Here is an 11,181-nt window from a genome sequence, read left to right as displayed (position 1 = left end):
GTGGGAGCAAAGCTTGCTCGCGAAACAGGCGCCTCGATCTCTGAAAGACCGCAGCGCCTTCATCGCGGGCAAGCCTTGCTCCCACCGTGAAGATAAATTTCCTCGCCACCGAGTTCCGTTTCAGGCGTGCTTTTGCAACCCGACAACCGTACGCGGCATGCCCACGAACCCGGGCAAGGCTTCGATCCGCGCCAGCCAGGCCCGCACATTGGCATAGTCCTCCAGCGATACGTTGCCTTCCGGTGCGTGGGCGATGTAGCTGTAGCCGGCGATGTCCGCGACAGTCGCAGCGTCACCCGCCAGATAAGCACGGTTGCTCAATTCTTGATCAATAACTTTCAGCACGTTGTGGGAACGGGCAATCACGTCCTCAGCGTTGTAGGCCGCGCCAAACACCGTGATCAGTCGCGCCGTGGCCGGGCCCGCATGGATCGGCCCAGCCGCCACCGACAACCAGCGTTGCACCCGGGCGGCGCCAACAGGATCGGTCGGCAGCCAGCGGCCCTTGCCATATTTGTGCGCCAGGTACACCAGGATCGCGCTGGAGTCCGCCAGCACCACACCATCGTCGTCAATGACCGGTACCTGGCCAAACGCATTGAGCGCCAGGAAGTCCGCCTGTTTGTGCGCGCCCTTGGCCAAGTCGACGAAGACCTCTTCGACAGGCAGCCCGAGCAACGAAAGCATCAGTTGAACGCGATGGGAATGGCCGGAAAGCGGGAAGTGATAGTGCTTGATAGGGTTCATGGTCGACTCCGCTGCAAGTGACGCCATCAGCACAACGGCGTCGATGGGGTCATCTTCCGCTCCAGGCAAAACCAAGAGAATCACCCAGAAATGCAATCCATTGTTTCAGCCAGCGAAACAATGCTTCAACCGCTCAAGGCCGGATGTTCGCGCAGTGCACCGACGACGAAATCGACAAAACTGCGGACCCGCGTCGGCGCATTGCGCCCGCCCTGGTACACCACATGGATCGGCAGAGGCGGCAATTCAAAATCGGCCAGGACGATTTCCAGTTCCCCGGCCGCCACGTTACCTGCCACTTGGTAAGACAGGACCCGCGTCATCCCCAACCCCTGGCAGGCCGCCGTGATCGCCGCCTGGTTGGCCGTCACCACCAGCCGAGGCACGGGCCGGACGGCCAACGGTTGGCCTGAATCGATGAAGGTCCAGCTTTTGACCTGGCCAATGGCCGATGACGCCACCACGGGCATTCGCTCCAAGTCCTCCGGATGCCGGGGCCGCCCGTGGCGCGCGAAGAAATCCGGGGCACCGCACACCACCCGCCGCACTTCACCGACACGCACGGCGTGCAAGTTGCTGTCCGGCAGCTCGCCAATGCGCAGGGCAACGTCGATGCCCTCCTCCACCAGGCTGACCGTGCGATCCAACAACAAGGCGTTGATGCTGACCTCGGGGAACCGGTGCAAGTAATCCACCAGCAGCGGCGTGACGAACAACTGACCGAACAACACCGGCGCGGTAATGGTCAACTGCCCACGAGGCTGGACGTGGCTGCCGGCCGCCGAATCCTCGGCTTCCTGCAAATCGCTCAGGATCCGGCGACAGTCCTCGAGAAAGCGCTGGCCGGCTTCGCTCAAGTACACGTTGCGGGTGGTGCGCACCAGCAATGGCGTGCCGATGCGTTGCTCCAACGCCGCCACCGCCCGCGTGACGCTGGCCGCCGACAACCCCAGGCGCCGCGCTGCCGCCGAAAACCCCGACGCCTGGGCCACGGCGAGGAAAACCTGCATTTCCTGGAACCTGTCCATCCATCCCCCGATGAGAAATCCTGATACAAGTTTTCTGCGCGTCTCAAAGCAGCGCTACGCGGCCATTGTAGAGGCCTGGGCCAGTGAACCACAGCGTAGCGCAGCCAGACACCGGGACATTGCCTCGGCCAGGGGCGATTGCCCTTGGTACCATCCCTCCTCATGACAATTTCATGACCGAAGGAACAACCCTCCGTGGGAGCAAGCTCGCTCCCACAGGGGTCGTGTCCGTTCAGTAGATTGGTTTCAACCGAAAGGCCTGCTTTTGTGAACGTTCTTTATCGCGCTTCAACCCATCCGCGCGCCGCCCTCATCGCCCTGATTGGCTGCGCACTACTCGTCCCCATGGGCCTGCGTCTCGCCCTGGGCTGGTCCGACCCGCTGGGTTATCTCTCGGACCTGGGTATCGGCGGGTTGCTGATCGTGCTGCTCCATCGCCGTCCCGGGTGGCTGGCGTTCCCGGTATTGCTGGCCTGGAGCGCGTTGATGCTGGCCAGCATCGAGCTGGTCAGCGCGGTCGGGCGGATGCCCAATCCTTCGGACATTCTTTATCTGACCGACCCACAGTTCGTTGAAAATTCCACCAGCGGCGGCTTCGCCCATCCCTGGCTGGCCGCGATCCAGTTGTCCGCGCTGGCGTTCTGGCTGATGACTCAATGGACCAGCCGCCCACGCCAGGCGCCACGTTTGCCTCGCCACGCCTGGGCCGTGCCCGTGTTGCTTCTGTTGGGCCACGGCGCGTTGCAAGCCTGGCGCCCCAGCGAGGCGGACCAATGGAGCGTGTTCAACCTGCCTCACCAACTCGTCACCGCAGGTATCGCCGCCGGGCAGGACCAGGCCCGACAATGGCTCGACGGCGATGCGGTGGACCCGGCCCCGCCGATGGAGGGGCTGACCCGCCTGGACCTCGATGGCAACAGATTGCTGGCCGAACCGGGGCGTGCGCGCAACGTCCTGGTCATCGCCCTGGAGGGCATTCCCGGGGCCTACGTGGGCGCCAACCGTCAGGCCTTGAAAAGCAGCTATCAGGAGAACCTGATGCCGCACCTCAGTGCCTGGGCCGAGCGCGGCATGAACACACCCGATTACGTCCTGCACAGCCACCAGACCATTCGCGGCCTCTACGCGATGCTGTGTGGCGACTACGACAAGCTCGACAACGGCACGCCCAAAGGCGTCGAAATGCTCAACCAGACCCAGCGCAACCAGGCCTGCCTGCCGGCCCAGTTGCGCCAGAACGGCTTTTCCACGCATTTCCTGCAGGGCGCGGGCCTGCGGTTCATGGCCAAGGACCGGATCATGCCGCACATCGGCTTCGACACAACCTTGGGCATGGAGTGGTTCACCCAACCGGCCTATCTGCAATTCCCTTGGGGCATGGACGACAAGACCTTCTTCGAGGGCGCGCTGGACTACGTCGGGCAACTGCAACAAGCGGACAAACCCTGGATGCTGACCCTGCTGACCGTGGGCACGCACCAACCCTACTCGGCACCGGATGACTACCTGCAACGCTACGACACCGCCAAGCAGGCGGCAGTAGGTTACCTGGACGACGCCCTGGAAAACTTCCTGGCGGGCCTGGAACGCCAGGGCATCCTGGACAACACCCTGGTGGTCATCACCTCGGACGAATCCCATGGCATCGACGACGTTCGGCTGGCCTCGTCCTGGGGGTTCAACCTGACGCTGGCGCCGGAGCCGTTGCCCAGGATCAAGTCCGGCACCTACGGCCACGTCGACCTGACCGCCTCGATCCTCGACTACTTCGGCTTTGCGGTGCCCACGTCGTTGTCCGGCCGCTCGATGTTCCGGGACTACCCGACGGGCCGGGAAATCATGTCGTTCACCAACGGTAAGCTGCGCTATCACAACGGCAAGGGCACCTTTACCGAGTGCGACTTCCTCCAGCATTGCCGTGACTACGCCAGCGACGGCTTCATCGCCGACCGCGCTACCTACGGCGGGCAATACAGCGGCCAGCGCGCCAGGCTGATCGGCGTCCGGGCCACGGCCCTGGACCAGACCCTGTTGCGCACGCCCTTGAACCAGCATTATCAATTCGGCAGTGCGGATAAGATCCCGCTGCCGGCCCAGGTCACCAACGACTGGACCGACAACCTGATCGGTGCCCAATACCTGGAAATGCCCAAGGGTTCACAGACCCGCGTCAGCCTGACCATCCGCGCCGTGGAGGCAGACCATGCCGCCTACATTTCCCTCAAGGCCAAGGAGTTCGAGCAGGATGTGTCGATGGACCTGCCGACAGACGTGGCGGTGACACCTGACCAGCCGCTGGTGATGAACCTCCGTTTCGACAATCCGCAGCAGCGCAAGGCGTTTTCCTTCCATCTGCTCGGTCATGGCGTCGGCGCCATCGAGATCAGCGACTTCAGCGTCGTGACCGAACTGCCGGACCAGACCGACCAGCCGCAATACCTGGACGATATGCAGGAAGACAGCGAGGCCCAATCCAGCTGAACGAAAAACGCGCACCCCTTGAACACGGCGGCGCGTTTCTACTGTTCGGGGCCGGACTTGATCAATGCTTGATCAATTGCATGATTTCGAACGCGTTCAATGCCGCCCCCCGCAGTAACTGGTCACCGCTGATGAACAGGTCCAGCCCATGCTCGCCATAGATCAGGTTGTAGCGAATCCGCCCGACTTCCACCGCATGCTTGTAGGTGGAAGTCATGGGCATCGGATAGGCGCCATACTCCGGCTCATCCACCACTTCAACCCCCGGCGCCGCGCGCAACAACTCATGCACCTGCGCCAATGACTGGACAGGCTCTTTGAACCGTAGGCTCAGGCTCTCGGCATGGGAGCGCAGGGTCGGCACCCGCACCGCCGTGGTGCTGATAGCCAACGCCGGCTCATCCAGGACCTTGCGCAGCTCCCAGACCACTTTCATTTCTTCACGGGTGTAACCATTGGCTTCGAACGAATCGACCTGGGGAATCACGTTGAAGGCCAGGTTATGGGCGAAGTGCTCGCTGTCATCGCGGTCGCCATAATCGCTGAAGGACTTGGCCTTCTCCCGCAGCTCCAGCATCGCTGGCTGCCCTGCACCACTGGCGGCCTGGTAAGTGGAAATGATCGCGCTCTCCAACCCGAAGGCCTGATGCAGCGGCCCCAGCACCATCAGCGCAATAGCCGAGGAACAATTGGGGTTGGCGATCAGTTTTTCGCCCTTGTAGCGCTGACCGTTGATGGGCGGCACCAGGAGCGGAATCGCCGGGTCGTAACGGAAGGCCGAGGAGTTATCAATGACGTAGGCGTTCTCAGCCAGACGCTCGCCATACTCCAAGGCGAAAGCCCCAGACACACACAGGAAGACGATATCGCACTCGGCACAACCCTCGACCGAAAAGGCTTCGACCAGGTGCTCGCCCTTCCCCACCTTCAAGCGCTTGCCCGCCGAACGGCCAGAGGCCATGCACACCACTTCATAATCGGTATTTTCAAGCAATTGCAGCATGGTCATGCCCACTGCACCGGTGCAGCCCACCACGGCGACTTTCTTCATTTCGCGTCCCTTATCCACCTTTGCAAAGGCTCAACCGTCTTGGTTTTCCCGATTACCTGCGATCGATTGTAGGGACACGGGCACGTCCGCTACAGTGCAGCGCAAGACAATAAACGGTGGATTTACGCCAAATGCATGCGCATCCCGGAACCGTGGCAATCCTCGTTTATGAAGGCCTTTGCGTGTTCGAGTTTGGTATCGCCCTGGAGATCTTCGGCCTGCCTCGCCCTGAGCTGGATGTACCGTGGTATGGCCATCAAATCGTCGCCGTCGACGCTGGACCGATGCATGCGCTGGGAGGCCTTCGGATAGCCGTCGACGCGGGCCTCGAAGCACTGGTTACCGCGCGAACCATCATCATCCCCGGCTGGCGCAGTCACCACGAACCGCCTCCTGAAGCGTTATTACAAGCACTGCGCCGCGCCCATGCCCGCGGTGCACGCCTGCTGTCGATCTGCTCGGGGGTGTTTGCCCTGGCTGCCACCGGGCTGCTCGACGGCAAGACCGCGACCACCCATTGGCAATTCTGCGCAGAACTGGCTGAGCGCTTCCCGCTGATCACGGTTGACCCGAATGTGCTGTATGTCGATTCCGGGCAATTGATCACCTCCGCCGGCAGCGCCGCCGGCATCGACGCCTGCCTGCACCTGATTGCCCGGGACTTCGGCACGCACATCGCCAACTCGGTGGCCCGTCGCCTGGTCATGGCGCCGCAACGGACCGGTGGCCAGGCCCAGTTCATCATCGCCCCCGTGAGCAAGTCACCACGCAACGAACTGACCCGCGTCCTGCAGTGGATGCGTGAAAACCTCGACCAGCCCCTAAGCGTCGGCGACATGGCCGCCCGCGTCGCCATGAGCGAGCGCACCTTCCTGCGCCGCTTCGTCGAAACCACCGGCCTGCCGCCCAAGACCTGGCTGCAACAGGAACGCTTGAACCGGGCACGGGCGCTGCTGGAAAGCACCGACCAGAGCACGGCCGGCATCGCCCAGGCCTGCGGCTATCGGTCGGTGGAGAGTTTCCGGGCCGCGTTCAGGAACGCTATCGGTTTGCCGCCCTCCGCCTATCGCGAAAGATTCGGCAGCGGTGAGGGTCGCCCAGAGGAGGCCTGGGGCTAATCCAGCAGCCGATGCAGCTTGGCGTACTGCAACAGCATGATGGTCTTGCCGTCGCAAATCTCCCCGGTCTCGATCATGCCCAAGGCCTGGTCGAGGGGCAGCTCCAGCACTTCGATCTCTTCGCCCTCGGCTTCCAGGCCGCCGCCTGCGTGCTGCTTGTCTTCATCGAAATACTCGCCGACGAAAAAATGCACCCGTTCAGTCACCGAACCCGGGCTCATGAAGGCGTCGAACACCTTGCGCACGTCCTGGATGATATAGCCGGTTTCTTCCTGGGTTTCCTTGCGGATGCAGGTGTGCGGGTCGTCGTTATCCAACAGGCCAGCGCAGGTTTCTATCAACAGGTCGTCGTGCCCGTTGACGAAGGCCGGGAAGCGGAATTGCCGGGTCAACACCACGGTCTGCTTGGCCTTGCTGTACAGCAGGATGGTGGCGCCGTTGCCCCGGTCGTAGGTCTCGCGCGTCAGCTCGCGCCATTGGCCGTTGCGGCCGAGGTAGTCGTAGGTGGTCTTGCGCAGCACGTACCAATTATCCGAGAGGACTTCGACGTGCTTGATTCGTACGCGATCCTTGATGCCGATTGCCTGTGTCATTTGCCCACTCCGTTCGGGACCCGAGGTCCCCTTTGAAAACTCCATTCGCACCTCTTTCATGCCCACAAGAAAACTCACGATGGCCCATCGTTTTTTCTAGTTCGACAAAATCCGCCCGCTCATTAAATCTTCGACCAGCCCTGAGCCTGCGGGGATTCGATCAATAAAAAAGAAACCAGACGAGAATTCCTCATGGGCATCAATCTGAAATTCGGCCACAAGATTCTTCTGGGGGCCTGCGTCATCGTGATGGCGGTATTCCTGTCTTTCTCGTTGTTCAACGACCATCGCCAGCAAGCCAGCACCCGCGAAGCACTGCACCGCAACCTACAGGCCACCGGCCAGTTGCTGGGCGCGAACCTCGACAGTTGGCTGGCAGGCCGGATCCTGTTGATCGAAGGTGCCGCCGAAACCATCGCCGCCAATCCCACCCCGCAGAACATCGGCGCAATTCTCTCCCAGGACATCATTGCAAAGACCTTCATCGCCAGCTACGTCGGCCTTGAAGACAGTCGTTTCTTTATCCATCCCGAACGGGTAATGCCCGACGGGTATGATGTTCGCCAGCGCGCCTGGTACAAAGACGCGGCTCGCAGCCTTGAACCGGTGCTGACCGAACCCTACATCGGTGCCGGTATTGATTATCTGATCATGACCCAAGCAGCGCCGATCAAGGTCAATGGCAAGGCCGTGGGTGTGCTGGGTGCGAGCCTGAGCCTGGAGCAACTCGCGAAAATCATCAATGCCGTGGACCTCAACGGCATAGGCTATGCCTTCCTGGTCAGCGACGACGGCAAGATCCTGGTGCACCCGGACAACACACGAGTGACCAAGACACTCGCCCAAGCGTTCCCCGAAGGCCCGCCGAGCATCAACAGCGCCCTGAATGAAGTGCAGGAAAATGGCCGAACGCGGATCGTCACTTTTACCCCGATCAACGGCCTGCCCTCGCTGCACTGGTCCATCGGACTTTCAGTGGATAAAGACAAGGCCTACGCCGCACTCCACGAGTTTCGCACTTCGGCGCTGGTCGCCACATTGATCGCCATGCTGGTCACGGTCGGTTTGCTCGGTCTGTTGATCAATGCCCTGATGCGACCATTACGCCGCATGGGCTCGGCCATGCAATCCATAGCCGATGGCGAAGGCGACCTGACCCAGCGCCTGCACAGCCTGTCCCGGGACGAGTTCGGCATGATGGCCGGGGGCTTCAACCGCTTCGTCGAACGTATCCAGCAGTCGATCCGAGAAGTCCTGGCGTCCAGTGTCCAGCTCACCCAATTGGCGGCACAGGTCAGCCAGGCGTCAAACGCGTCACTGGAAAGCTCTGACACTCAAGCGGCGCTGACCCATAACGTCGCCGCGGCTATCAACGAGCTTGGGGCCGCAGCGCAGGAAATCGCCCGCAGCGCCGCTCATGCCTCAAGCCGCGCCTCTGATACCAGGGATCAGACCCAGGAAGGTCAGTCGGTGGTGCAGCGCAGTATCAGCGCCATGTCGCAACTCTCGTCGCAGGTGGTCAATACCCGCCAGGACATCGAAAGCCTGAATGAGAAAACGCTGAAGATCGGACGTATTCTCGACGTCATCAAAGGCATCTCCGACCAGACCAACTTGCTGGCCCTTAACGCTGCCATCGAGGCCGCCCGTGCCGGAGATGCCGGGCGCGGTTTTGCAGTGGTCTCGGACGAAGTGCGTACGCTCGCCCATCGCACCCAGCAGTCCGCCCAGGAAATCCACAGCATGATCGAGGAACTGCAAGCAGGTGCCGGTAGCGCCGTGAGCGCCATGCTCGAAAGCCAGCGTCACAGCGACGACAACGTCACTACCGCCAGGCTTGCGGGCGAGCGACTCAATCGCGTGCTGCTGGGCATCGGCGAGATCGATGAGATCAACCTGTCGGTAGCCACCGCCACCGAAGAACAAACCTCGGTGGTGGACAATCTGGATCGCGACATCAGCCACATCAATGACCTGAACCAGCAAATGGTCGGCAATTTGCAATCCACCTTGCAGGCCTGCACAGAACTGGAAAACCAGTCACGCCGCCTGCAACAAATGGTCAACACCTTCAAGATCTGAGGGTCATTCAGACCGGGTAGGCGGGACGCGGGGCAATGCTCGTTTGTGGGCCGTCTTGAGGTAGGCGCGTTCAATGATCTGTCGCGCCTGCGGCGACACCTCTTCGCCCATCAGATACCCATCGATTTCCTCGTAGCTGCAGCCATACGCCACCTCATCCAGCTTACCGGGTGCCAGGTCTTCCAAATCAGCGGTCGGCGCCTTGCACACCAGGTATGCGGGGGCGCCCATCGCATCGGCCAACAATCTCACCTGAGTCTTCGTCAACCCGGACAGCGGTGCCAGGTCGCACGCGCCGTCGCCAAACTTGGTAAAAAAACCCATCACCGCCTCCGCCCCATGATCGGTGCCCACCACCAACCCATTGCTCAGATTGGCAATGGTGTATTGCGCCAGCATCCGGGCCCGGGCCTTGGCGTTGCCTTTGGCAAAGTCGATGAGCTCGGCGCCAGGCTGCAAGCCATCGATGGCGATACTGCCCATCAGCCCGTCAACACCAGCGGCGATGTTGCTGGTGGTGATCAAGTCCGGCCGGATGAAGTCCAGGGACGCCTGGGCGTCTTGCTCATCGGCCTGAGCCTTGTAGGGCAACCGGACGGCGATAAAGCGCGCCTCGTAGTCTTCACCCCGCAGTTGCTCCACGGCCAACTGACACAGGCGGCCGGCGGTGAGAGAGTCGACACCGCCACTGATCCCCAGGACCAGGGACTTGCAGCCCGACTCGCGCAAGATCTGCTTGATGAATTCGATGCGGCGGGCAACCTCGGTTGCTTCGCCACCCCGTGTGAGTTGACGGTCGATGCCCAGTTCCCGGGCAATGCGTTCTTGCACAAGCGTAGTCATATCAGGCTCCCAACTGTGGATTGATCAGGGCAACGTTGAACACTTGGGCGGCGTACCGCAGAAACGAGGCATCCTCGCAGACGTTCTTGATCGGGTCGTCGGAGAACTTCACGACCGGCTCGCCGTGGACCCGCACCAGCTTCATGACGATGCTCAGCGGTTCAACCCCGTCGACATCGCAGGCCAGGCTGGTGCCCATGCCAAAACCGAATTTGGCCTTGCCGCGAATATGACGCAGGATCGGCAGGCACTTTTCGAAATTGAGGCCATCGGAGAACATCAGGTCCTTGGTGCGCGGGTCGATGCCCAGTTCCTGGTAACGCCCCAGCACCTTGTCAGCCCAGACGATAGGGTCACCGGAATCCTGGCGCAGGCCGTCATAGAGCTTGGCAAAGTACAGGTCGAAATCCTTGAGGAAGAAGTCGGTGCTGATGCAGTCCGTCAGGGCGATACCGAGGCGGCCACGATACTCGCGCACCCAGTTTTCCAACGCCGCGTTCTGGCTCTCGCGCAAGCGCCCGAGTTGTTGATGCACCATCAGCCATTGGTGAGCCATGGTGCCTATCAGGGGCAGATCGAACTCGTAAGCCAAGTGAGCGTTACTGGTGCCGACAAAGACCCCAGGAAAATCGCTGCGCATGATATTCACCACTTCACGCTGGGCCCTGAACGACAGCCGCCGCCGGGTGGAGAAGTCTGAAACGCGAAACTCGGCGAGTTCTTCACGGCTGGCGTTTTTCTCCAGCCATTCGAACTTCTGGTACAGCTTGCGGGTGACGTCGGCCAACTCGACCTCGGGGTATTTCTCGCGGTTGCGCAGTTCGCTGACCATCGCCAATACCGGCTGCTCGAACATGATGCAGTGCAACATCGGCCCACGGACGCGGATGTGCAGTTGGCCGTCGACTTCCGAAACGTGTATGTAGCGCAAATTGAAGCGAAACAGGCCGAGGAACTGCTCGAAGTCCGGTGTCAGGTACTCACGGAAACGCTTGTTGAACAGAAACCGCTGCTCCCCCTCGCGCAGCTGCAGCCCGGCGAGCCTCTCAAGCTCGACACGAATATCCGGGATCAGGTGACCGAGGCGCTCCTTGGAACGCACGATGAACTGGTATTCCACCTCGACATTCGGGTGCTGGTGCAAGACCGCCTGCATCATGGTGAAGGTGTAGTAGTCGGTATCCAGAAGACTCTGGATGGTGCCGCTGCTTGAATCGAATGCACTGTCCATGGCTCTT

At 61.3% G+C, this 11,181-nt stretch carries 9 protein-coding genes; 3 read left to right on the top strand and 6 right to left on the bottom strand.

Translation table 11 applies throughout. The features are described from left to right. Nucleotides 1-120: 120 nt before the first annotated feature. Both F7R20_RS06770 and F7R20_RS06765 read right to left on the bottom strand, forming a co-directional pair. Nucleotides 121-747: a glutathione S-transferase family protein gene (locus F7R20_RS06770; protein ID WP_003207054.1), complete on the bottom strand. Its 627-nt coding sequence runs from the start codon at nucleotides 745-747 to the stop codon at nucleotides 121-123. 125 nt (nucleotides 748-872) lie between these two features. Then, the gene (locus tag F7R20_RS06765) at nucleotides 873-1,775 is read right to left on the bottom strand and encodes a LysR family transcriptional regulator (RefSeq protein WP_003207055.1); all 903 of its coding nucleotides are present in this window, start codon (nucleotides 1,773-1,775) and stop codon (nucleotides 873-875) included. Between the two features lie 267 nt (nucleotides 1,776-2,042). On the opposite strand from F7R20_RS06765, the gene F7R20_RS06760 reads away from it, so the two are divergent. Continuing rightward, the gene (locus F7R20_RS06760) at nucleotides 2,043-4,256 is read left to right on the top strand and encodes an LTA synthase family protein (RefSeq protein WP_003207056.1); all 2,214 of its coding nucleotides are present in this window, start codon (nucleotides 2,043-2,045) and stop codon (nucleotides 4,254-4,256) included. A gap of 61 nt (nucleotides 4,257-4,317) precedes the next feature. Here F7R20_RS06760 and F7R20_RS06755 read toward each other — a convergent pair whose 3' ends face one another. Further along, a complete protein-coding gene (locus F7R20_RS06755; protein WP_003207057.1) occupies nucleotides 4,318-5,307 on the bottom strand; it encodes an aspartate-semialdehyde dehydrogenase in 990 nt (329 codons plus the stop codon). 131 nt (nucleotides 5,308-5,438) lie between these two features. Here F7R20_RS06755 and ftrA point away from each other — a divergent pair, with 131 nt between their 5' ends. Further along, nucleotides 5,439-6,425, top strand: a complete 987-nt coding sequence (gene ftrA, locus F7R20_RS06750) for a transcriptional regulator FtrA (protein WP_003207058.1) — start codon at nucleotides 5,439-5,441, stop codon at nucleotides 6,423-6,425. On the opposite strand, the gene nudK is transcribed toward ftrA, so the two are convergent. Then, on the bottom strand, nucleotides 6,422-7,018 hold the full coding sequence (gene nudK, locus F7R20_RS06745) for a GDP-mannose pyrophosphatase NudK (protein WP_003207065.1): 597 nt from the start codon (nucleotides 7,016-7,018) through the stop codon (nucleotides 6,422-6,424). The genes ftrA and nudK overlap by 4 nt on opposite strands. Nucleotides 7,019-7,210: 192 nt before the next feature. Between nudK and F7R20_RS06740 the strand changes: the two genes are divergently transcribed. Beyond that, nucleotides 7,211-9,100 carry a methyl-accepting chemotaxis protein gene (locus F7R20_RS06740; protein ID WP_003207067.1) on the top strand — a complete coding sequence of 630 codons (1,890 nt, stop codon included), beginning with the start codon at nucleotides 7,211-7,213 and terminating at the stop codon, nucleotides 9,098-9,100. A gap of 3 nt (nucleotides 9,101-9,103) precedes the next feature. Here F7R20_RS06740 and nadE read toward each other — a convergent pair whose 3' ends face one another. Further along, complete coding sequence (nadE, locus tag F7R20_RS06735; RefSeq protein WP_003207069.1) at nucleotides 9,104-9,943, bottom strand: ammonia-dependent NAD(+) synthetase; 840 nt, start codon at nucleotides 9,941-9,943, stop codon at nucleotides 9,104-9,106. A 1-nt stretch (nucleotide 9,944) separates the two neighbouring features. Beyond that, nucleotides 9,945-11,174 (bottom strand): nicotinate phosphoribosyltransferase, encoded by a 1,230-nt coding sequence (gene pncB / locus F7R20_RS06730; protein WP_003207071.1) that lies wholly within the window; start codon nucleotides 11,172-11,174, stop codon nucleotides 9,945-9,947. Between the last annotated feature and the right edge of the window lie 7 nt (nucleotides 11,175-11,181).

The organism is Pseudomonas brassicacearum subsp. brassicacearum (genome assembly GCF_008801605.1).
Taxonomy (GTDB): Bacteria; Pseudomonadota; Gammaproteobacteria; order Pseudomonadales; family Pseudomonadaceae; genus Aquipseudomonas; species Aquipseudomonas brassicacearum.
Note: the sequence above shows the minus strand (reverse complement) of the source record. Positions and strands in the feature narration are given on the sequence as shown.

Coding starts and splice junctions, on each gene's coding strand:
- F7R20_RS06770 (WP_003207054.1), bottom strand. CDS start 747: ATGAACCCTATCAAGCACTATCACTTCCCGCTTTCCGGCCATTCCCAT.
- F7R20_RS06765 (WP_003207055.1), bottom strand. CDS start 1,775: ATGGACAGGTTCCAGGAAATGCAGGTTTTCCTCGCCGTGGCCCAGGCG.
- F7R20_RS06755 (WP_003207057.1), bottom strand. CDS start 5,307: ATGAAGAAAGTCGCCGTGGTGGGCTGCACCGGTGCAGTGGGCATGACC.
- ftrA (WP_003207058.1), top strand. CDS start 5,439: ATGCATGCGCATCCCGGAACCGTGGCAATCCTCGTTTATGAAGGCCTT.
- nudK (WP_003207065.1), bottom strand. CDS start 7,018: ATGACACAGGCAATCGGCATCAAGGATCGCGTACGAATCAAGCACGTC.
- F7R20_RS06740 (WP_003207067.1), top strand. CDS start 7,211: ATGGGCATCAATCTGAAATTCGGCCACAAGATTCTTCTGGGGGCCTGC.
- nadE (WP_003207069.1), bottom strand. CDS start 9,943: ATGACTACGCTTGTGCAAGAACGCATTGCCCGGGAACTGGGCATCGAC.
- pncB (WP_003207071.1), bottom strand. CDS start 11,174: ATGGACAGTGCATTCGATTCAAGCAGCGGCACCATCCAGAGTCTTCTG.